We start from the raw sequence: 21,335 nt of genomic DNA, 5'->3' as shown, positions 1-21,335 counted from the left end.
ATTAATGTAAGGTTTTAATAATCGAGTAAATCCATTAAGGTTATCTCAAAACGTTCTTTTGGTAAATATTGGTCTTCCAATGCTTTTACAAATGGAATAGCGGTTTCTAAACTACCCACTCTCCTCACCGGTGCATCTAACCACTCAAAACAATGTTCCATAATCATTGCTGAAATATCACTTGAAACACCTCCAAATAAAGTATCTTCTTGCAGAATAATCACTTTACCGGTCTTTTTCACTGAAGCAAAAATTGTTTCTGTATCCAAAGGTTGTAAGGAACGCAAGTCAATTAAATCAGCACTGATTTGTAAATGCTTATTCAAAGTTTCCAGTGCCCAATGCACACCGGCACCGAAAGAAATTACGGTCACTTGAGTTCCTTCTTTTAGTAAAGTCGCTTTCCCAAAAGGAATAGTATAATAATCAGTCGGAACGTCTTGATAAACTGAACGGTATAATTGTTTGTGCTCAAAATACATCACCGGATTCGGATCGTTGATAGCGGTATTCAATAATCCTTTGGCATCATATGGAAACGCTGGATAAACGACTTTCAAACCGGGCGTTTTGGTAAACCAAGCTTCATTGGTTTGGGAGTGAAATGGTCCGGCCTGAGTGCCACCACCACAAGGCATGCGCACTACCACATCAGCTTTTTCATTCCAACGGTAATGCTGCTTCGCTAATAAATTTACAATCGGATTGAATCCTGTAGAAACGAAATCGGCAAATTGCATTTCTACAATTGCCTTGTATCCGTTAATGGACAATCCATTGGCCGCAGAGACCACTGCACTTTCACATATTGGGGTATTGCGAACACGTTCTTTACCAAATTGCGCTACAAAACCATCTGTGATTTTAAAAGCACCGCCATACTCAGCAATGTCTTGTCCCATTATCACCAAATTATCATGACGCTCCATCGATTGGCGCAATGCAGTCGAAATAGCATCCACCACACGAATATTTTCTACCGCATCACCATGATTTACGGCTTCAAATTCGTAAGGTTCATACATATCTTTGAGCTCTTCGGCTAAATCGGCTTCACATTCAGGCTCCGCTTGCGTAGTTGCCCAATGCTCATCTATTTCTGCTTTAATGGCTTTTTTTATCTTTTCGTCTTCTTCTTCCGAAAGCACGCTTATTCGAAGCAAATAATCTTTATAATTTGAAATCGGGTCTTTAATGGCCCACATATCCATCAACTCTTGAGGCACATATTTGGTGCCACTCGCTTCTTCGTGCCCACGCATTCTGAAGGTTTTAAACTCTAATAAAACCGGACGAGGATTATCGACCATAGAAGCTTTTAGTTCTGCTATTTTGGTATAAACGTCTAAGATATTATTTCCGTCTATGATGTGGCTTTCCATTCCGTAACCGATGCCTTTATCGGCTAAGTTCTCACAACGGTATTGTTCATTGGTTGGGGTTGATAAACCATAACCATTATTTTCAATGACAAACAAAACAGGTAGTTCCCATACGGCAGCAATATTCAACGCTTCGTGAAAGTCTCCCTCCGAAGTAGCACCTTCACCGGTAAAAACCGCCGTAACTTTACCGTTCTTTTTTAATTTATTGGCCAAAGCAATCCCATCGGCAACTCCCATTTGCGGGCCAAGATGTGATATCATGCCTATAATATTGAACTCTTGGGTGCCAAAGTGAAAACTTCTGTCTCTTCCTTTAGTAAAACCGGTTTTTTTGCCTTGCCATTGCGAAAACAAACGGTGCAACGGAATGTCTCTTCCGGTAAATACGCCTAAGTTTCGGTGCATTGGTAAGATATATTCGTCTTTATCTAAAGCAGCCGTGATTCCAACGGAAATTGCTTCCTGACCAATACCTGAAAACCATTTGGATACTTTTCCTTGGCGCAATAGAATGAGCATTTTTTCTTCTATCAATCTGGGTTTGAGCAGTCTTTTGTATAAATCCAATAACTGGATATTAGATAACTCTTTTCTGTCGAAATTCATTGGGTTTATTTTAGCGTTGCAAAAGTATAAAAACCAATTTCAATCGTTGTAGTTTTTTCACGGAAAGTAAAAGGAAACTATTTGAATGTGTAAAAAATATTACTGTGAATTGTTAATAACTTTGAACTTTACTATTTAAAAAATAGTTACATTTGTAGTTATCGTTGGAATTTTTCCAACATAAGTTATTAACAAAAAAGTTTTAGTAGTATGCAACAAATTCCAAGTGTTGACTTACGTGATTTCCTGTCGGACGATCCGGCACGTAAACAAAAATTTGTAAATGAAATCGGAAAAGCTTACGAAGAGATTGGCTTCGTAGCACTAAAAGGTCATTTTCTTGATGACAAACTGGTAGGTGATTTATACGCTGAAGTGCGTAACTTTTTCAACTTGCCATTGGAAACCAAAGCCAAATACGAAATTCCCGGAATTGGCGGCCAACGTGGTTATGTTTCTTTTGGAAAAGAACATGCCAAAGGTCGTTCAGCCGGTGACTTAAAAGAATTTTGGCATTTCGGACAATACGTTAGCGAAGGTTCAAAATACGCCAGCGAATATCCGGACAATGTGACTGTAACAGAATTACCACACTTCAACGAAGTTGGTCAAGAAGCTTACAGAATGTTAGAAAAAACAGGTGTTTATGTATTGAGAGCTTTGGCTTTATTTATTGGGTTGGACGAATTTTATTTCGACAACTACATCAAAGACGGTAACAGTATCCTAAGACCAATCCACTATCCGCCAATTACTGACGAACCAAAAGACGGCGCCGTTCGTGCTGCTGCTCACGGTGACATCAATTTGATTACGCTTTTAATGGGCGCACAAGGCAAAGGGTTGCAAGTACAAAATCACGATGGCGAATGGATTGATGCGATGGCACAACCAGATGAATTGATGATTAATGTAGGCGACATGTTGGCCCGTCACACCAACAACCGATTGAAATCAACCATTCATCAAGTAGTGAATCCGCCAAGAGAATTATGGGGTACCTCTCGTTTTTCTATTCCGTTCTTTATGCATCCTGTTAGCGATATGCCTCTCAACTGTTTAGAGAAATGCATCGATGCCAACAATCCAAAAGGATTCGAAGACATCACCGCCGGAGAATATCTTGACGAAAGACTAGTTGAACTAGGATTAAAGAAAAAATAAAGGTTAATTCAATAATTTCATTAAAGACATTGAGTTATGCACTTGATGTCTTTTTTGGTTTTTTAAACTGAGATACTAAGGCACTAAGGTTCTAAGGTACTGAGGTTAAAAAACCTTAGAGCCTTAGCCACTCAGAACCTTAGCACCTTTAAAGAAAAATGGACTTACAAGATCAACTAAAAAAACTCTTCCCCGACCACGAACCCTCGAACGAACCGGAAGCTACAGCCGAAATAAATCACGAACTTTTCATCCAAAAAGAACCGATGATTTGCAAATACGAAAAACGAAAAGGGAAAGCCACCACTATCATCGAAGGCTATGAAGGCAGTGACGAAGATTTTAAAGTCTTAGCCAAAGAAATCAAAACCAAACTCAGTGTTGGCGGCACTTTCAAAGACGGTGCCATCATTATTCAAGGCGATTACCGCGACAAAATAATGAAAATCCTTCAAGATAAAGGCTTTAAAACCAAACGCGTCGGAGGATGAGAAAGTTTTCAGTCTCAGTCTCAGTTTTCAGATAATAAAACAATAGTAAACTTTGCAAACTTTGCGTAACTCTTTGCGCACTTTGCGGTTAAAAATAAAACCATGATACAATCTTCAGAATTAATATTAAACCCAGACGGTAGCGTTTACCACCTAAACCTCAAACCCGAACATATTGCACACGATATCATCTTCGTAGGCGACCAAAATAGAGTAGAGAAAATCACACAGTTCTTTGACAGCATAGAATATTCTACTCAAAAACGCGAATTCAAAACCCAAACCGGTTACTACAAAGGCAAAAAAATGACCGTAATGTCTACCGGAATTGGTCCGGATAACATCGACATTGTCATGAACGAATTGGACGCTTTGGTCAACATCGATTTAGAAACACGTAAACCCAAAGAAAACTTAGTGTCTTTAAATATTGTTCGCATCGGAACTTCGGGTTCGTTGCAAGCCGACATTCCTTGTGACAGTATGGTAATGAGCAAATATGGCTTGGGCTTAGACAATATGCTTCGCTCCTATTTAATTGATGACATTTCGGAAAAAGCCATGGAAGATGCGTTTATCAAACAAACCAATTGGGATTTGAAAAAAGGGCGACCATACGTAATCACCTGCTCCGAAACATTAGAAAAAAGAATTGAAAGCGACCAAATACATAAAGGTTTCACAGGAACAGCCGGCGGATTTTACGGACCGCAAGGCCGTGTGTTGCGACTCGAAATTCAGGATGCTGAGCTGAACAAAAAAATGGACAGTTTCGAATTCGAAGGCATCAAAATGACCAATCTAGAGATGGAAACCGCAGCGATTTATGGTTTAGGAAAACTGCTTGGCCACAACTGTTTGTCTTTAAATGCCATCATTGCCAACAGAGCTAACGGAACTTTCAGCGAAGATCCATACAAAGCCGTTGATGCTTTGATTGCGTATGCTTTAGATAAATTAGCAGAATAAATTTTAGGAGCAATTTCCCGCTATCCACTGTATCTTTTGTTTTGTCACATTTAGACTGAATTAGAACTTTTTCGAACAAAACAAAAGGATGCCGTTCCTATCGGGGCTAAATAAAACGACATGAACTTAATTATAGAAACCAACCGACTTATCCTTCGTCCATTGGAACTTTCCGATGCGGAGGAAATGTTTGCCATGGATAAAAATCCTGAGGTGCACAAATACCTTTGGCAAACTCCGGCACAACATATTGATGAAGTCATCAAAGTAATTGATTACGTTCGCACTCAATACGATAAGAACAATATTGGTCGTTTTGCCACAATTGTAAAAGAAACCAACGAATTCATTGGCTGGACCGGCATCAAATTCGTAGACGACCATGTCGAAAACGGGAATACCAATTTCTACGATTACGGCTATCGCTTAAACGAAAATTTTTGGAACAAAGGATACGCCACTGAAGCTTCAAAAGCATGGTTAGACTACGGTTTTAACCAAATGAAAATCGATAAAATGAACGCTTACACGCACTCAGAAAACGGTGCGTCCAATCATATTTTGGAAAAAGTAGGCATGAAGTTAATGGAAAACTATCCCGACAAAGACGGCGTGATTTGGAAATGGTGGCAAATGGAAAACAATAGACTTTAGCTTTATGAATTTTGACACCTTAATAGAAAAAGTTAAGCATATTCCATATGGAAGAAATTCAAACCGAACAGATTTCTCATTGGTTATAAGCGAAAACAAAGGAACTTGTAGCTCTAAACACGCTTTTCTAAAGGATTACGCAGACAAAAACAACATTCCCAATATTGAGTTGACAATCGGTATTTACAAAATGAATGAGCAGAATACCCAAATCGGTACAACCTTATCCGAGAATAACATTGACTATATTCCTGAAGCCCATTGTTACCTTAAAATAAACGGAGAAGTTGTTGATGTTACCAATCCAAGTAGTGATTTCAACAAAATTAAAAATGACATCCTTGAGGAAATTACAATTGAACCCAATCAAGTAAGCGATTTTAAAGTGAATTACCATAAAGCCTTTATACAAAACTGGATTATTGAAAATAAAATCAGCTACAGCTTTGAAGAAATATGGGCCATAAGAGAACAATGCATTGAAAATCTTTCAAAAACCAACTCATGAAAACCGTAAAAATAGCAGGCGTTCCCGAACATTTCAACTTGCCATGGCATTTGTGTATCGACAATGGAGAATTTGATCAAGCCGGCATCGATTTGCAATGGACAGACGTTCCGGAAGGTACCGGTAAAATGTGTCAAATGCTGCGCGATGGCGAAACTGATCTTGCCGTAATTTTAACCGAAGGAATAGTAAAAGATATAGTCGGCGGCAATCCAAGTGCTATTGTTCAGGTTTTTGTGGCAAGTCCGTTAATTTGGGGAATACATGTTGGTGCCAATTCATCTTATCAAACATTAGCCGATTTAGAAAATACCAAAGCCGCGATTTCCCGTTATGGCTCCGGTTCGCATTTGATGTCCTTTGTCAATGCCCAAAATCAAAATTGGAACACTGAAAAATTACAATTCGAAATCGTAAATACTATTGATGGCGCAGTTGAAGCGTTAACGAATGGTTCGTCCGATTATTTTATGTGGGAACGATTTATGACCAAACCATTAGTCGACAAAGGCATTTTTCGTCGCGTTGCCGATTGCCCGACGCCATGGCCTTGTTTTGTGATTGCGGTGCGAAATGAATTCTTGGAAAACAACTTTCAAACCGTTACCCTTATCCTTAACATCATCAATAATACAACGGCCGATTTTAAAAATATTCCCAGTATTGACCGAACTTTGGCTTCTAAATACCACCAAAAATTAGAAGACATACAAGAATGGTTATCGCTTACTAAATGGTCCCAAAAACCTTTGGAAGAAAAAGTGTTAAACAAAATTCAAAATCAGTTGTTTGACCTCAAAATTATAGATAAAAAAGGTACTTTTGCTAAAATCGTGAAAGCCATCTAGCTTTTGCCATTGGCGATATGATCAAAATAGGAAATCTCACTTATCAGCAACTGAAAGAAAAATTCAGGATAAAAAGTCCTTGGGATTTAATTATCATTTTTGTGCTCAACATTTTGATTACCATTCCTATTTTCATTATTGCTCATCACAACCTAATTACATTGGATTGGGCTAATCATGTGGACAGAATCCTATTGTTTTTTGTAATTCTTCTTGTTATACAATTAATTTTACGAGCAATGCGAAGAATAACTTTGATTTCTGTTATTCTGTACCTAGTAGTAATTATTTACGGAAGTTTGTTTAGTAACTACGGATTTAAAAACGTTTTTGAAGATTATCGGACCATGATTTACACCATGAATGAAGATCCTTTTCCACAAGACATTATCATATCCAAACTTTTACCTTTTCCCAATAAGTCGAAAATTTTAGATGCAATTGAATATCAGAACCCTAAAATTCGAAACTTTGCCATTATGGCAACTTCGAAACATTTTAAAGAGGTAAAAGGATACCAAGATTACTTTACCATTATTCAGTCGTTTGCCGTTTTTAAAGAAATCAACACAAATTGGAACTATGTAAGCGATCCGAAAGGTCGTGACTATATTGCCAAAGCAACCGAGTCGCTGCAATACCTTTCCGGCGATTGTGATGACCATTCTATTTTCATGGCAGCTTGCATCAAATCTATCGGCGGAACAACCCGACTGATTCACACCAAAGGACATATTTATCCCGAATTGTATATTGGTGATAAAAAAGATTTAGAAAAAATCAACTACGCCATTAAAATGATCCTTTTTCCCTTGGAAAGCAAAAATAAAATCATCAATTATCATATCGACGAGCGTGGAAATATTTGGCTCAACTTAGATTACACCGCCAAATATCCCGGTGGTCCATTTATGAATGAAGAAATTTTAGGAGCATTAACACTCGAATAATTCTTCAATTATTTATAATTACAGACTATTTTATTTACTATATTCGTTTCGTTAAAAAGAGTTGTAATGAAAAAAATACTTTGCTTATTGCTGTTATTTTCCTTGGCTTTATCAGCCCAAGAAAGTTCACCCTTGGACAATAAGAAAAATGAATTCAGAGTCGATGTTTTGTCGGCTTTAGTTTGGCAAAAAGCCAGTTTGAGTTACGAACGCTTTTTGGGTGGCAATTTCTCTACGGGTTTCAATGTCAATTTCTCTGACAGTAATCAATTGAACGAAGATTTTGATAATGGTTACCGAAACAATGTTCCAAAATTCGAATTCAATCCTTATGTGAGATACCAACTGTCTAAAGGCAAAAAAAGTTTCTACTTTGCCGAAGTATTTGGCTCCTATAATGGAGGTGATTACAAGGAAATTGTTCGTTTAGTCGATGAAAATCTAAATGGATATTACACCACCAAAAAATCAAAATATAGCGATTTTGGTTTGGGCGGCGGATTAGGTTACAAAATGTACATCAAAGAAGCATTTGCGTTGGAATTTTTAGCCGGATTTGGTTCGAACTTAACCAACCGTGATCAAAGTCCGGATGTGATTTCCAGAGTGGGTTTTAATTTAGGTTACCGATTTTAATTCAAAAAACATGAAAAAATTATCATACATAGCCTTATTGTTGGTCGCCGCCTTATTTACCAATTGCGACACCAATGACGATACTTTTTACAAAACCATTTACGTAGAAGGCGGTAACAATATCGTTACTTTTCAACCGCAAACCACTTACAATGTTGGTGATTATTTATATGTGAAAGCCGATTTGGCAAGATACATTCCGGAACCGGGAGAATCGAGTTTGTTGGACATTTACAAAACCACCGGAAATGCACCAATATTTGTTTTCTCCTACGTAATTGAGCGAAAAATAAATGCAACTGATTGGGAAGTGGTTACCGTTAATGACAACCAATTAGACATCAATGACGGAGAGGCTCAAAATGGGGCTTACGTTTATGCCATTTGCGAATACGATAGTACTTCAGAATACTACCGATATGATGTTGGATTTCCTTTGTTGACTGCTGGTGAGTACCGATTAACCTTTGGTTATAACAGTTCGTCCACCAATAGTGTGGAATTGGTTTCACAAAATTCACCTAAAAATCTAATTGTCAATTTAAATGCTGCAGTTTCTAATCTTGATAGTGGTGGCTACTTTTATTTCAACGTCAATTAAATTTTACCACTGAATTTCATTGCTGCCAATACTTTTCAAATATGCATTGGTTTTACTGAAATGTTGGTTCCCAAACCACAATCCGCGATTAGCACTCAATGGCGAAGGATGACCGGTTTCTAGAACATGGTGTTTATTGCGGTCGATTTTGGCACCTTTCTTTTTGGCAAATCCGCCCCAAAGGAGAAACACGACACTTTCTTTGGTATCAGATATTTTTTGGATTACCGCATCTGTAAATATTTCCCAACCCTGATTTTGATGACTTCCGGCTTCGGTTTCCCGAACGGTTAATGTGGCATTAAGCAATAAGACACCTTGGTCGGCCCAACGTTCTAAATTACCTGAAATAGGAATCGGTAACTTTAAATCGGTTTGAATTTCTTTAAAAATATTAACCAACGATGGCGGAAACGAAATCCCATCTGAAACAGAAAAACACAATCCATTTGCCTGACCCAAACCGTGATACGGATCTTGACCGATGATTACGACTTTGACTTTTTCAAACAGACAATAGTCGAAGGCAGCAAAGATTTGACTTTCGATTGGAAAACACCTATGGGTTGCATATTCTTTTTTAACAAAGCTTGTTAGCTGCTCAAAATAAGGTTTTACAAACTCATCGGAAAGTTGGTTATGCCAAGAAGAATGCATTTTGATTAACATCTCATAAAATTTTACCAAAAATACTATTTTCTGTTGCAATATGGATTTTATCCTTTGTAACTTTGAACCAAAGACACGGATTGAATGATATCAATTACAGATAAAACACTTAAAGATTTAGAATTTAATACCATTTTGCAAACCATTTCAGATCGCTGTAATACTGAAATTGGCAAACAAAAAGCGTTAGAAATTGTTCCTTTTAAAAACAAGGAAACCTTAATGGATGCGCTTTTGCAAACCTCGGAATACTTATCTTCTTTTACCAATAACAACGCCATTCCCAATCACGGATTTGACAATATCACTAACGACATTAAGTTTTTAGCGATAGAAGACAGCTTCTTGGAAGTGGGCAGTTTCAGAAAAATAGCCACACTTTCAGAAACCGTGAATGTGTTGTTGCTGTTTATGAAAAAATTCCATGATTATTACCCAAAGCTGAATGAAAAAGCTTCACAAGTGGAATACACCAAATACCTCATCCAAAAAATTGACGAAGTCGTTGATAAATATGGAGAAATCAAAGACAACGCATCGCCAGATTTAATTAATATTCGACGTGATATGAGTGTCGTTCGCGGTAAAGTGAACCAAAGTTTTGGTCAGGCATTAACACAATACAACGGTCTAGGTTACTTGGATGAAATTAAAGAAAGTTTTGTGGAAAACCGAAGGGTTTTAGCCGTTTTAGCGATGTACCGTCGCAAAGTTAAAGGCTCCATTTTAGGCAGTTCCAAAACAGGAAGCATTGCCTATATTGAACCGGAAGCTACTTTGCGTTATTCACGTGAATTGAGCAACTTGGAATACGAGGAACGCGAAGAAATTACTAAGATTTTAAAGAAACTGTCGAATGACATCAGGCCTTTTATAGATTTATTAAAGCTATACCAAGACTTTCTGAGCGATATTGATGTGGTTTCGGCTAAAGCCAAATATGCTCGTAAAATCAATGCGATTTTGCCCCATATCATAGAAGAAAAACGATTGTTCTTTCGAGATGCCTTCCATCCTATTTTGTTTTTGAACAATTTGGAAAAAAAGGAAAAAACATTTCCACAGACCATTGAATTGAATAATCAAAGTCGAATTATAGTAATCTCCGGTCCGAATGCCGGTGGAAAAACCATTTCGCTGAAAACCGTTGGATTATTACAGTTAATGTTGCAATGCGGCATTTTGATTCCGGTACACGAACGAAGCGAAACGTTTTTATTTGACAGAATCCTAACCGACATTGGTGACAACCAATCGATAGAAAATCATTTAAGCACTTATAGTTATCGCTTGAAGAATATGAACTACTTCTTGAAGAAATGTAATGCCAAAACCTTATTTTTAATAGACGAATTCGGAACCGGTTCTGACCCGGAATTGGGCGGTGCTTTGGCGGAGATTTTCTTAGAGGAATTCTATCATCGAGAAGCATTCGGAATTATTACTACGCATTATTCCAACTTAAAGATTTTGGCGAATGAATTGCCTTTTGCCTCTAATGCCAACATGCTTTTCGACGAAAAATCATTGGAACCGATGTACAAATTGATTTTGGGACAAGCCGGAAGTTCGTTCACTTTTGAAGTGGCACAAAAAAATGGTATTCCGTATGGATTGATTAATCGGGCTAAGAAGAAAATTGAAGGTGGAAAAGTGCGCTTTGACAAAACCATTGCCACTTTGCAAAAAGAACGCTCAAAACTCGAAAAAACGTCTTTAACCCTTAAAGAAGAGGAAACCAAAGCCCGTGAGGAAAGCAAAAAGATGGAAAGCATCAATGCCAAGATTCAGGACAAGTTAGAGCGTTATCAGGAATTGTACGATGCCAACCAGCGCTTGATATATATGGGGCAAAAAGTAGATGATATTTCGGAGAAGTATTTCAATAACAAAGACAAAAAAGTCTTGATTGGAGAATTCTTAAAGATAGTGGAAATTGAAAATTCCAAACGTAAAAAAGCTACGGTTAAAGAGAAAAAAGAAATCGAAATCATCCAGAAGAAAGTAGTTGAAGAAGTCAAAGTCAAAGTAGAAGAAATTCGAAAAGAAAAGAAAGAAAAGAAAATAAAAGCACAAAAACAAGAAGCTGAAAAGCCTAAAGTTATATTGAAAATTGGTGACCGCGTTCGAATGGTTGATGGTAAAGCCATTGGTACTATTGATAAAATTGAGAAGAATAAAGCTGTGGTGAACTATGGTGTCTTTACTTCTAAAGTGAGTTTGGAACAATTAGAGTTTGTACAAAACAAGTAATATGGAAATAGCTGACTTACCAAAAGATAAAAAAATCATCCTCTTTGACGGTGTTTGCAATCTTTGCAATTCGTCGGTGCAATATGTGATTAAACATGATAAAAAAGATGTTTTCCGTTTTGTTCCTTTGCAATCTGAATTGGGCTTAAAGATTATAAGTCACCTTGGCATTGACACTAGAAATACAGACAGTATTATCTTATATGAACCCGGAAAGGCTTACTATTACAAATCTGAAGCAGTTTTAAATATTGTAAAAGACTTTGGTGGAATTTACACATGGTCAAGTATACTGAGTATAATTCCAAAATTTATTTCGAATGCTGTTTACGATTATGTAGCCCGAAACCGCTACCAATGGTATGGCAAACAAGAATCTTGCATGATTCCGACGCCTGAACTTAAGGCAAAATTCTTAGCATGATAATTATCATACTGCAATTGGATTTATCCAATTAATTTTGATAAACTCTAATTGATAAATCATGACCTCATTAAACATTCCACTGTATTCATGGGACAACGGTGCCTTTATTATGATAGCCGTATTTGCATTAGTAATCATTGGTATCATTGGGGCTGTTTTCTTTATGATGAACAGCAAGCATAAAAAAAACGACTAAGGAAACTTAGTCGTTTTAGTATTTTAAAAGTAAAATTATTGTTTTATCACTTTTTGAGTTACACTTCCGTTGTCAGAAGAAATCTTAAGCATGTAAACCCCTTGAGATAAATCAGCGATATTTACGTCTGCACTTGAAAGATTATCGAACTCCAATGATTTCACGATTCTACCATTGATATCAAACATTTCAACACCGTTGATAGTTGAACTATTTGAACTTGTAATAGTGAAATTGTTTGTTGATGGATTAGGGAAAACCGAGAACGTAGCTACTTCGTTTGCTTCATTAACACCTAAAAGAGAATCAGTTGCTGAAGCTTTAACTAGAAAATTATCCATAACCATTGTAGCCTCAGTAGAATTAGGAGATGCAGTAGTATTTCCTGAGAAAGAGATAAAATCAATTTCATCCGGAGCAGTTCCTACAGCGCTTCCGTTTACTGTCAATCCGGCTGCGGCAATTCCAGGTCCTTTAATTCTAACTTGACCGGTAACGGTATTATAAGAAACTCCAATTCTACTAAACACACTTGCCGGTATTTGAATACCCGGAGCAGCAGCTAAAGCATAATTATAGTTTCCAACAGGATTTCCGGTTGGCGTAGAGTAAGCCACTACAAACAATTCACGTGTTGCAGCTCTAACAAAAAAACCGGCTAATACATTTCCTGCAGGATTAAAAATATAAACTCCAAAAGTATTTCTACTTAGTGTAGTTCCGTCACCAGGATTGATGTCTACCTCAACTTCAATTATATCATTTGCAACAGTTCTCGCAGCCCAAATAGCAGGAAAACCAGCTTTCCACATATAACGACTTCCTTTATCTCCGTTTGGTCCTTCTAGAAGAAATCCTAAACTTCCGTTACCTTCTGCAACTATTTGAGCATTGGATACCGCAGAGTTAACTGTAGTTGTTGGAGCAGTACCATTTGAAGCAAAAAACAAGTAATCACCTTGCCCTGGTGTAGTTCCAGTAATTTCAGTAGGAATATCACCTACTGTTAAAAGATTGAAGTTGTCTTCAAGAAGTACCTGAGCACTGGCAAAAGAAGAAGACAAAACAAGTGATAAGAGTAAAAGTTTTTTCATATTTATAGTTTATTAAGTTTTAAAATTCAAATGTATAAAGTATTTAATTAAAGAAATAATTTTTTAACTATCTTTTTCCCATTTACCCACAACTGAGGTAGCAATTGCATTTCCTAATACATTGGTAGCACTTCGGAACATATCACAAAAATGGTCAATTGGCAGAATCAAAGCGATACCTTCAATTGGAATATTAAACATACCACAAGTAGCCGCAACGACTACCAAGCTAGCTCTTGGAACGCCGGCTATCCCTTTACTGGTAAGCATTAGAACCAATAACATGGTGATTTGTGTTCCCATATCTAAGTCAACTCCATAAGCTTGCGCAATAAAAATGCTGGCAAATGTCATGTACATCATACTCCCATCTAAGTTGAAAGAATAACCTAGCGGCAACATAAAAGAAACGATTCTGTCTTTTACCCCAAATCGTTCTAGCTCTTCGGTTAACTTTGGAAAAACAGCTTCACTACTGGTGGTTCCGAAGGCGATAATCAATGGGCTTACGATTCTTTTGAGCAAAGTGGTCATTCGACCTTTTAAAAACAGGTAGCCTATAAGTAATAAAACAACCCATAAAGAAGAAATGCCAATTAGGAACGAACCAAAAAACTTAGCATAAGTAATCAGCAACTCGTTTAAATCTCTGATAGCAAAAACACCGGCTATAGCACCAAAAACACCAATTGGCGCGAACTTCATCACATAATTAACCATCTTAAGAATAATGTGAGAGGTTTTGTCCAAAGCATTTACAACCGGTTTTGCATTGTCTCCAATAGAAGCGGCAGCCAATCCGAAGAAAATAGAGAAAATCACAATTTGCAATATTTCATTGGTAGCCATGGCTTCGACTATACTTTTAGGGATGATGTGCTCAATAAAATTCTGGGCCGAAAAGACTTGCGTTTTATCAGTAACTTCGGCTGCTGAAGCCGCATCTACGTCAGACAGTTGCAAACCGGTTCCCGGATGCAAAACATTTACCCAAAACATTCCGATTAAAAGCGATATTAAAGAAGCTGAAAAAAACCAACCTAAAGCTTTACCGCCAATTCTACCTACGGCTTTAATGTCACCCAATTTAGCAATTCCAACAACTAAAGTGGTAAAAACCAAAGGGGAAATGATCATTTGAACCAAACGAATAAAAACAGTAGCCAACATTTTAATATACCCACTGAACTCTTTTGCAGATTCCGGACTGTAATTGTTGTGAACAAAAATTCCGATAATCGCGCCAATAACCATGGCAATAAGAATTTGAACAGTAAGATTGGAGAAGAAAGACTTCTTTTGGGTTTGGGTTGTATCCATTTAATTCGGTTTTGAGTCTCAGCTTTTAGCCTTAGTTTTCAGTTTAATTCAACTGCCCACCAATTACGGAACACTGATCACTATTTTATAAATAAGTTTTGTTTAGTAAATAAAAATCGGCTAAAACCAAAGCAGCCATGGCTTCTACAATAGGAACGGCTCTTGGCACCACACAAGGATCGTGTCGGCCTTTGCCTTGTTGTTCTACTATAGTACTTTGATTGGTGAGCACTTCTTGTTTTTGGATTAAAGTTGCTACCGGTTTGAAAGCCACTCTAAAATAAATATCCATTCCGTTAGAAATTCCGCCTTGAATGCCTCCGGAAAGATTCGTTCTGGTAGAACCGTCTTCGTTGTATAAGTCGTTGTGTTCACTGCCTTTCATTTTGGCACCACAAAATCCGCTGCCAAACTCAAAACCTTTTACGGCATTGATGGATAACATCGCTTTGCCCAATTCGGCATGGAGTTTATCAAAAACCGGTTCTCCTAAACCTATGGGTACATTTTGAATTACACAAGTAATGGTACCGCCAACGGTATCGCCTTCTTTACGGATTTCTTTAATGTAATTTTCCATTTTTTCGGCTGTGGCCAAATCCGGGCAGCGAACGGCATTACTTTCAATTAAATTGAAATCCAAATCCTGATAAGGTTTATCGATAAAAATATCGCCTACAGAAGATACAAAAGCGTTGATTTTAATATGACATAGAACTTGTTTAGCAATAGCGCCGGCTACAACTCTACAAGCCGTTTCACGCGCCGAACTCCTTCCGCCACCACGATAATCTCGAATACCGTATTTCTTTTCATAGACATAATCGGCATGACTTGGTCGGTAACTGTCTTTGATATGAGAGTAATCGTCAGATTTCTGATTGGTATTCGGAATGATAAAACCAATTGGAGTGCCGGTTGTTTTTCCTTCAAATATACCCGAAAGAAATTGCACCTCATCTTCTTCCTTTCTTTGGGTAACTATAGTGGATTGGCCCGGTTTTCGGCGTTGCATCTCTAATTGGATAGCTGCTAAATCAATAGTCATTCCTGCCGGACAACCATCAATGATTCCGCCCAATGCTTCACCGTGAGATTCTCCAAAAGTAGTCAGTCTGAAAAGTGTTCCGTAACTGTTTCCGGCCATTGTGTAATGTTTTTTCTTCGTACAAATCGGCCTTTTTGGCCTCGGGTTAACAAATATAGTTTTTTGAAATTATTTATCGAAATTTGACATGAGATTATTTAATTATTGTCTGAATAGAAATTTTATAACTTTTAACAAATATTATATAAAACCTTGACCAATTAATGCTATATCTTTGTTTTAGTAGAATTGTTACTACAATTTCGATTTTATTATTTAACAAAAACAAAAATTAATTCAAGAATTATGAAAAAATTATTTCTAAGTGCTTTAATGCTAGTGGGATTAGCATTTAACACACAAGCTCAAGACATTTCTAAGAATGCATTAGGATTGCGTTTAGGAGACAATGACGGTTTTGGAGGAGAGATATCTTACCAAAGAGGTTTGTCGAAAAACAATCGTTTGGAGTTAGATTTAGGTTGGAGAAACAGCCAAAACGTTGATGCTTTTAAATTAGTTGGTTTATACCAATGGGTTTGGAACATTGATGGTGGTTTCAATTGGTACGCCGGTGTTGGTGGTGGAGTTGGAAGTTGGAGTTATGACCAAGGTGGTTTTAATGATAGCGGAACAATCCTTCTAGCAGCTGGTGATATCGGGATAGAATATAACTTCAGCGAAGCGCCAATTCAATTGTCTTTAGATTTCAGACCTGAAATTTATTTCAATTCTGATGATTACAGAGAAGATAGTTTTGGACCGGACATCGCTTTAGGTATCCGTTACAAATGGTAATCAATGCTATATAATAAAAAATCCCACCTTAATCGGTGGGATTTTTTTATTTAAACACTATGGGTTTCTTCGAATTGATTTTGATAATCGTGTAAGGATAACTTATGTTCTCATCTGCCAAATCTTGTTCGGTACTTTTTTGAGTGTCTTTAACATACACTTCAATATTTGTAGCGGTTTCAATTACTTTCTCCACTTTAATCCTATTGTAAGTTTCCTTTGTTGGTCCCGAATTCAAAATAATAAAACTACTGTTCGTCGTATCGTCTTTACTAATCTTTTTTCGCAAAGTTTCATCGCCTAACAACATCATGATTTCCTTTGGTTCGGTCAAAATTTCATAAAACTTGATGTTAGCACCTCCATCATTATTCGTGGTCAATACTTCATACAATTGTTTGCTTACCGGTGCTTTTGTAGAAGAACACGAAACTAAAAACAAAACTAAAAAGGCCGGAATGACTTTTCTCATTGGGTATTTTTTATGGCTTGAAGATACAAATTTTCATATAAAGGCAATATGTTTTTGATATCAAATTGTTTGGCTACTTCCAACGCATTAGTTCTGAATTGGTTTAATGTTTCATCACTTTCCAAGATTTTTAAAGCATTTTCAGCCATATTGTCTACATCGCCCACATCGCTCAAATAACCGGAAATACCATCAAAATTCACTTCAGACAAACCACCTGAATTACTTGAAATTACCGGAACACTCCACGCCATAGCTTCTAGAGCGGCTAAACCAAAACTTTCCGTTTCAGAAGGCAATAAAAACAAATCAGAAAAAGATAAAATTTGGTCAATTTCATTACTGTTACCAAAGAAAATGACTTTGTCTTGTATGCATAAATCTTCACATAATTGTTCGGCCTTAGCTTTTTCAGGTCCATCGCCTACCATCATCAACTTGGCCGGTATTTTTTCTTGAATTTTATAAAAAATCTTGATGATATCCGGGATGCGTTTTACCTTTCTAAAGTTACTGATGTGCGTTACAATTCGCTCTTCTTTTTTGGCCATAACCGATCGCTGACAAGAGATTAATCCCTCGTTGCGTATTTTGTCGAGTTCAATAAAATTGGGAATCACATGGATTTCCTTTTTTATATTGAACAAATTGTATGTATCGTCTTTTAAACTTTGAGAAACTGAAGTAACAATGTCGGATTTATTGATACTGAAACTTACAGCAGGTTTGTAAAATGGGTGATTACCAACTAAAGTTATGTCAGTTCCGTGTAATGTCGTTACCATTGGAATGATGATGCCTTCGTCTTTCAACATTTGTTTGGCCATATAACCGGCATAAGCATGAGGAATGGCATAGTGCACATGCAGCAATTCGATTTTATACAGTTTTACCATATCCACCAACTTACTCGACAACGCCAATTCATAGGGTTGGTAATGGAACAAAGGATATTCGGGAACGTTTACTTCGTGGTAATGTACATTGGGGTTTAAAAGCGCCAAACGTACCGGTTGACGGTAGGTGATAAAATGAATTTCATGACCGCGATGCGCTAATTCAAGACCAAGTTCTATAGCTACTACACCGGAACCTCCAAAAGTAGGATAACAAACAATTGCAATTTTCATATTGTATTTTTCGTACCACGAAATTAAGGAAAATACAAACGCTATATGGTAAAAAAGAGTTAAAGATTACCTCTCAATAATCGCTTCCTGAATCACTTTTTGAATGTCTTCTCTAATATTTTCTTTGGAAAGTTTATTAGGCAAATTAGAATCAGGATAAGTTCTGTTGGATAAGAAAACATAAACGATTTCCGTCTCAGGATCTACCCAAGCTATCGTGCCTGTAAAACCGGTATGTCCAAAACTTGACATCGAAACACAACCACATGTTGGTCCGGCACCACTAAGCTGAGGCTTGTCAAATCCTAAACCCCGTCGGTTACCTTCAGCACAAAAATGACAAGTATTGAAGGTATCAAAAGTTTGTGGTGAGAAATATTGAACATTCCCGTAGTTTCCTTTTTGAAGGTACATTTGCATCATTTTGGCCACATCTAAGGCATTTGAGAAAATCCCGGCGTGACCACCTACTCCATTTTCCATAGCTGCTTCCATATCATGAACATAGCCCTGAATGGTGTCGTGACGGAAATAAGTATCGATTTCGGTTGGAGCAATTACGCTCTTATCAAACTTCTGCAAAGGATTGTATAAAGTATTATTCATTCCCAAAGTCTTGTAGAAATTGTCGAAGGCCAATTGGTCCAACGATTTTCCGGTAACTTTTTCCAAATACTTTTTGAGGATGATAAAGGTAAAATCGCTGTATTTGTATTCTTTTTTGTCTAGTAACGGACTATTGATGATTTGTTTCATGATACTGTCTTGGTAATCATCGCGCAAGAATAAACTATCGGAAACCCTTTTAGTAAAACCTTCCGTATAAATCTTACGATAGTATTTTTCCATTGGCACTTTGGCAGAATCAACAGTGGCTTTATAAAACGGAATCCAAGCCTGCATGCTTCCGTAATGTGACAGTAACTCTTTGAATGTAATGTGTTGTTTATTTGACCCTTTAAACTCATGCAACATCTCATCGAGCTTGGTCTCCAAAGTCACTTTTTTATGGTCATACAAATGCATTACGTTGGGCAAAGTGGCCATAATTTTGGTCAACGACGCTACATCATATAAATCGGTGTTCTTCACACGGGTTTTGTTGTCATAGGTTTGGTAACCAAATGATTTTTGGTAAATCACTTTGCCTTTTCGGGCGACCAAAACTTGCATTCCGGGTGTCATTTTACCATCAATGGCTTTGTTGGCTATCTTTTCGATTTGTTTTAATTTCTCTGAGCTCATACCCACATTTTCCGGTGTGCTGAAACCCAAACGATCGACTTTATCCGTATGAAAACCATCACCGGCTTTGAAAGTACTGTTGATAGAAACCGGAAGCATTCCTTTAGCACCTATGGCGCCAAAAATCAATTCTGCTGAAACTTCTTGCGCTATATCGCCATTTTGATAAGATACTATTACGCCTTCAATTTCCTCAAAATTTACAATTCTTGATAACGAATATGGTTTGGTAAAACAATCGACTATCACTTTCTTTTTTTCGGCTATTGCAGTGATCAATTGCAATTCAGGAACCGTCAATTCTGGCGAACGCCACCATGATTTATCTGACTTGTGGTAACCAATGATTACCGTTTCATAATCGGTTAGTTTGGTTAGTAACGAATCTAAATTGGCATCAGCCACTTCGGTTACTTCCGTATATTTTTTAAGTGTTGCAACAAAAGCACTGCTGGTATCATCGCCTAATTTTACATAAGCAATTTTTTGATTCAAATTTCTAATTGGCAACACACCATCATTTTTGACAACGGTAACTGCGTTTTCGTAAAGTTCGTATTGCAGACTTTCATTCGACTTCGGATTCAAATCATGGGCCAAATTAATTCCCTCTATCGGTTTGTATTTATTTAAACCGGCTTTAAACTTGTATCCTAAAATTTTCTTGACAGAGGCTGCTAATCGGCTTTCAGTAATGATACTGTCTTGGTAAGCCATACAGATTTTTTCTACCGCTAAAGGGACATTTTCGGCGAAAAGCAAAATATCGTTTCCGGCCAAAAAAGCTTCTAAGTCGATGTCACCTGGTTTTTTGAAATTACTTGCGCCTTTCATGTTTAAAGCATCGGTAAAAATTAGGCCTTCAAAACCCAATTCCTTTTTTAGTAAATCGGTTACAACTGCCTTAGAAATTGATGTAGGATAATTAAGTCTCGGTTCTAAACTCGGCACATTCAAATGCGCTACCATTACAGAAACCAGGCCTTCGTCAAACATTCTTTTATAAGGATACAACTCTACTTTTTCAATGTGTTCCAGAGTTGCATTGACCACCGGCAAAGTATGGTGCGAATCAGTAGAAGTATCGCCATGTCCGGGAAAATGCTTTCCGGTAGAAAAAACGCCTTGTCCTTGTACGCCTTTCATCAAGGCGATAGCATGTTCAGTAACGCTTACTTTATTTTCGCCAAAAGAACGAAATCCGATGATGGGATTTTTAGGATTGGTATTGATGTCTAAAACCGGAGCAAAATTAAAGTGAACGCCCATTCTTTTGCTTTCTTTACCCATAGCGACACCGGCTTTTTCGACCAATTTTAAATCTCTGATAGCGCCTAAAGTCATGTTGAAAGGATAACGAAAAGTAGAATCTAAACGCATGCTCATGCCCCATTCGGCATCAATTCCGATGAACAAAGGTACTTTAGATAAGTGTTGGTAATTATTGGTTAAACGCGATTGTCTTTTTGGACCGCCTTGAAAAAAAATCAGGCCACCAATAGAATAATCGCAAACCAACTTCTCAATTTCAGCGACATGAGTTGCATCTTTATTAGAATAAGCAGCAACCATAAACAATTGGCCTACTTTTTCTTCAAAAGTCATTTGGTTGTAAATACTGTCAACCCAAACGGTTTCAGCTTCAGTTTCAGGGAAAAAGTTTTTTCTTTCGGTCTTGATGTATGAAACACTGTCGAGTTCTTGAATGGTTGTTTCAGTTTTAACCAATGGCGAAGTCGTCTTCTTACTTTTGGTGGAAGAACAATTGGTTACCAAAAATAACAGTACTGCGAATAAGCCTATTCTGAACAAGAAATACTTCATTAAATAAG

General features: G+C 37.3%; 21 protein-coding genes. 13 read left to right on the top strand and 8 right to left on the bottom strand.

Going from position 1 to position 21,335, the window contains the following annotated elements; translation table 11 throughout:
- Positions 1–14: 14 nt before the first annotated feature.
- Complete coding sequence (locus tag ICG50_RS10355; RefSeq protein ID WP_187660842.1) at positions 15–1,991, bottom strand: alpha-ketoacid dehydrogenase subunit alpha/beta; 1,977 nt, start codon at positions 1,989–1,991, stop codon at positions 15–17.
- A 210-nt stretch (positions 1,992–2,201) separates the two neighbouring features.
- Between ICG50_RS10355 and ICG50_RS10350 the strand changes: the two genes are divergently transcribed.
- The 9 genes from ICG50_RS10350 to ICG50_RS10310 all read left to right on the top strand — a co-directional run bounded on the left by ICG50_RS10350 (position 2,202) and on the right by ICG50_RS10310 (position 8,812).
- A complete protein-coding gene (locus ICG50_RS10350; RefSeq protein WP_187660841.1) occupies positions 2,202–3,155 on the top strand; it encodes an isopenicillin N synthase family dioxygenase in 954 nt (317 codons plus the stop codon).
- 158 nt (positions 3,156–3,313) lie between these two features.
- Complete coding sequence (locus ICG50_RS10345; protein ID WP_187660840.1) at positions 3,314–3,646, top strand: translation initiation factor; 333 nt, start codon at positions 3,314–3,316, stop codon at positions 3,644–3,646.
- A gap of 102 nt (positions 3,647–3,748) precedes the next feature.
- Positions 3,749–4,615, top strand: coding sequence for a nucleoside phosphorylase (locus ICG50_RS10340; RefSeq protein WP_187660839.1), 867 nt, complete (start codon positions 3,749–3,751; stop codon positions 4,613–4,615).
- 120 nt (positions 4,616–4,735) lie between these two features.
- Positions 4,736–5,269: a GNAT family N-acetyltransferase gene (locus ICG50_RS10335; protein WP_187660838.1), complete on the top strand. Its 534-nt coding sequence runs from the start codon at positions 4,736–4,738 to the stop codon at positions 5,267–5,269.
- A 4-nt stretch (positions 5,270–5,273) separates the two neighbouring features.
- Complete coding sequence (locus ICG50_RS10330) at positions 5,274–5,777, top strand: hypothetical protein (protein WP_187660837.1); 504 nt, start codon at positions 5,274–5,276, stop codon at positions 5,775–5,777.
- Positions 5,774–6,625, top strand: a complete 852-nt coding sequence (locus ICG50_RS10325) for a substrate-binding domain-containing protein (protein ID WP_187660836.1) — start codon at positions 5,774–5,776, stop codon at positions 6,623–6,625. The genes ICG50_RS10330 and ICG50_RS10325 overlap by 4 nt, the downstream gene beginning before the upstream one ends.
- Before the next feature lie 17 nt (positions 6,626–6,642).
- Positions 6,643–7,575: a transglutaminase gene (locus tag ICG50_RS10320; protein WP_187660835.1), complete on the top strand. Its 933-nt coding sequence runs from the start codon at positions 6,643–6,645 to the stop codon at positions 7,573–7,575.
- Between the two features lie 66 nt (positions 7,576–7,641).
- A complete protein-coding gene (locus ICG50_RS10315) occupies positions 7,642–8,211 on the top strand; it encodes a DUF3575 domain-containing protein (RefSeq protein ID WP_187660834.1) in 570 nt (189 codons plus the stop codon).
- Positions 8,212–8,221: 10 nt separating this feature from the next.
- Positions 8,222–8,812, top strand: a complete 591-nt coding sequence (locus ICG50_RS10310; RefSeq protein WP_187660833.1) for a hypothetical protein — start codon at positions 8,222–8,224, stop codon at positions 8,810–8,812.
- A gap of 3 nt (positions 8,813–8,815) precedes the next feature.
- Here ICG50_RS10310 and ICG50_RS10305 read toward each other — a convergent pair whose 3' ends face one another.
- A complete protein-coding gene (locus ICG50_RS10305; RefSeq protein WP_187660832.1) occupies positions 8,816–9,481 on the bottom strand; it encodes a uracil-DNA glycosylase in 666 nt (221 codons plus the stop codon).
- Between the two features lie 84 nt (positions 9,482–9,565).
- On the opposite strand from ICG50_RS10305, the gene ICG50_RS10300 reads away from it, so the two are divergent.
- The 3 genes from ICG50_RS10300 (at position 9,566) to ICG50_RS10290 (ending at position 12,357) form a co-directional block, all read left to right on the top strand.
- The gene (locus ICG50_RS10300) at positions 9,566–11,734 is read left to right on the top strand and encodes an endonuclease MutS2 (protein WP_187660831.1); all 2,169 of its coding nucleotides are present in this window, start codon (positions 9,566–9,568) and stop codon (positions 11,732–11,734) included.
- A 7-nt stretch (positions 11,735–11,741) separates the two neighbouring features.
- Positions 11,742–12,158: a thiol-disulfide oxidoreductase DCC family protein gene (locus ICG50_RS10295; protein ID WP_187660891.1), complete on the top strand. Its 417-nt coding sequence runs from the start codon at positions 11,742–11,744 to the stop codon at positions 12,156–12,158.
- Between the two features lie 61 nt (positions 12,159–12,219).
- Complete coding sequence (locus ICG50_RS10290) at positions 12,220–12,357, top strand: hypothetical protein (protein WP_187660830.1); 138 nt, start codon at positions 12,220–12,222, stop codon at positions 12,355–12,357.
- A 35-nt stretch (positions 12,358–12,392) separates the two neighbouring features.
- On the opposite strand, the gene ICG50_RS10285 is transcribed toward ICG50_RS10290, so the two are convergent.
- From ICG50_RS10285 to aroC, 3 genes are all read right to left on the bottom strand, one after another.
- Positions 12,393–13,451: a T9SS type A sorting domain-containing protein gene (locus tag ICG50_RS10285; protein ID WP_187660829.1), complete on the bottom strand. Its 1,059-nt coding sequence runs from the start codon at positions 13,449–13,451 to the stop codon at positions 12,393–12,395.
- A gap of 63 nt (positions 13,452–13,514) precedes the next feature.
- Positions 13,515–14,771: a dicarboxylate/amino acid:cation symporter gene (locus ICG50_RS10280; RefSeq protein ID WP_187660828.1), complete on the bottom strand. Its 1,257-nt coding sequence runs from the start codon at positions 14,769–14,771 to the stop codon at positions 13,515–13,517.
- 85 nt (positions 14,772–14,856) lie between these two features.
- On the bottom strand, positions 14,857–15,918 hold the full coding sequence (gene aroC, locus ICG50_RS10275; protein WP_187660827.1) for a chorismate synthase: 1,062 nt from the start codon (positions 15,916–15,918) through the stop codon (positions 14,857–14,859).
- A gap of 246 nt (positions 15,919–16,164) precedes the next feature.
- Here aroC and ICG50_RS10270 point away from each other — a divergent pair, with 246 nt between their 5' ends.
- Complete coding sequence (locus tag ICG50_RS10270; protein WP_187660826.1) at positions 16,165–16,656, top strand: hypothetical protein; 492 nt, start codon at positions 16,165–16,167, stop codon at positions 16,654–16,656.
- 46 nt (positions 16,657–16,702) lie between these two features.
- Here the strand turns inward: ICG50_RS10270 and ICG50_RS10265 are convergent, their stop codons facing one another.
- The 3 genes from ICG50_RS10265 to ICG50_RS10255 all read right to left on the bottom strand — a co-directional run bounded on the left by ICG50_RS10265 (position 16,703) and on the right by ICG50_RS10255 (position 21,327).
- Positions 16,703–17,128, bottom strand: a complete 426-nt coding sequence (locus tag ICG50_RS10265) for a protease complex subunit PrcB family protein (protein WP_187660825.1) — start codon at positions 17,126–17,128, stop codon at positions 16,703–16,705.
- Positions 17,125–18,258 carry an N-acetyl-alpha-D-glucosaminyl L-malate synthase BshA gene (bshA, locus tag ICG50_RS10260; RefSeq protein ID WP_187660824.1) on the bottom strand — a complete coding sequence of 378 codons (1,134 nt, stop codon included), beginning with the start codon at positions 18,256–18,258 and terminating at the stop codon, positions 17,125–17,127. Before bshA ends, ICG50_RS10265 begins: the two co-directional genes overlap by 4 nt.
- A 66-nt stretch (positions 18,259–18,324) precedes the next feature.
- Positions 18,325–21,327 carry a serine hydrolase domain-containing protein gene (locus ICG50_RS10255; RefSeq protein ID WP_187660823.1) on the bottom strand — a complete coding sequence of 1,001 codons (3,003 nt, stop codon included), beginning with the start codon at positions 21,325–21,327 and terminating at the stop codon, positions 18,325–18,327.
- Between the last annotated feature and the right edge of the window lie 8 nt (positions 21,328–21,335).

It is taken from the genome of Flavobacterium buctense (assembly GCF_014486695.1).
GTDB lineage: Bacteria > Bacteroidota > Bacteroidia > Flavobacteriales > Flavobacteriaceae > Flavobacterium > Flavobacterium buctense.
Note: the sequence above shows the minus strand (reverse complement) of the source record. Positions and strands in the feature narration are given on the sequence as shown.

Coding starts and splice junctions, on each gene's coding strand:
- ICG50_RS10355 (WP_187660842.1), bottom strand. CDS start 1,991: ATGAATTTCGACAGAAAAGAGTTATCTAATATCCAGTTATTGGATTTA.
- ICG50_RS10350 (WP_187660841.1), top strand. CDS start 2,202: ATGCAACAAATTCCAAGTGTTGACTTACGTGATTTCCTGTCGGACGAT.
- ICG50_RS10345 (WP_187660840.1), top strand. CDS start 3,314: ATGGACTTACAAGATCAACTAAAAAAACTCTTCCCCGACCACGAACCC.
- ICG50_RS10340 (WP_187660839.1), top strand. CDS start 3,749: ATGATACAATCTTCAGAATTAATATTAAACCCAGACGGTAGCGTTTAC.
- ICG50_RS10335 (WP_187660838.1), top strand. CDS start 4,736: ATGAACTTAATTATAGAAACCAACCGACTTATCCTTCGTCCATTGGAA.
- ICG50_RS10330 (WP_187660837.1), top strand. CDS start 5,274: ATGAATTTTGACACCTTAATAGAAAAAGTTAAGCATATTCCATATGGA.
- ICG50_RS10325 (WP_187660836.1), top strand. CDS start 5,774: ATGAAAACCGTAAAAATAGCAGGCGTTCCCGAACATTTCAACTTGCCA.
- ICG50_RS10320 (WP_187660835.1), top strand. CDS start 6,643: ATGATCAAAATAGGAAATCTCACTTATCAGCAACTGAAAGAAAAATTC.
- ICG50_RS10315 (WP_187660834.1), top strand. CDS start 7,642: ATGAAAAAAATACTTTGCTTATTGCTGTTATTTTCCTTGGCTTTATCA.
- ICG50_RS10310 (WP_187660833.1), top strand. CDS start 8,222: ATGAAAAAATTATCATACATAGCCTTATTGTTGGTCGCCGCCTTATTT.
- ICG50_RS10305 (WP_187660832.1), bottom strand. CDS start 9,481: ATGTTAATCAAAATGCATTCTTCTTGGCATAACCAACTTTCCGATGAG.
- ICG50_RS10300 (WP_187660831.1), top strand. CDS start 9,566: ATGATATCAATTACAGATAAAACACTTAAAGATTTAGAATTTAATACC.
- ICG50_RS10290 (WP_187660830.1), top strand. CDS start 12,220: ATGACCTCATTAAACATTCCACTGTATTCATGGGACAACGGTGCCTTT.
- ICG50_RS10285 (WP_187660829.1), bottom strand. CDS start 13,451: ATGAAAAAACTTTTACTCTTATCACTTGTTTTGTCTTCTTCTTTTGCC.
- ICG50_RS10280 (WP_187660828.1), bottom strand. CDS start 14,771: ATGGATACAACCCAAACCCAAAAGAAGTCTTTCTTCTCCAATCTTACT.
- aroC (WP_187660827.1), bottom strand. CDS start 15,918: ATGGCCGGAAACAGTTACGGAACACTTTTCAGACTGACTACTTTTGGA.
- ICG50_RS10270 (WP_187660826.1), top strand. CDS start 16,165: ATGAAAAAATTATTTCTAAGTGCTTTAATGCTAGTGGGATTAGCATTT.
- ICG50_RS10265 (WP_187660825.1), bottom strand. CDS start 17,128: ATGAGAAAAGTCATTCCGGCCTTTTTAGTTTTGTTTTTAGTTTCGTGT.
- bshA (WP_187660824.1), bottom strand. CDS start 18,258: ATGAAAATTGCAATTGTTTGTTATCCTACTTTTGGAGGTTCCGGTGTA.
- ICG50_RS10255 (WP_187660823.1), bottom strand. CDS start 21,327: ATGAAGTATTTCTTGTTCAGAATAGGCTTATTCGCAGTACTGTTATTT.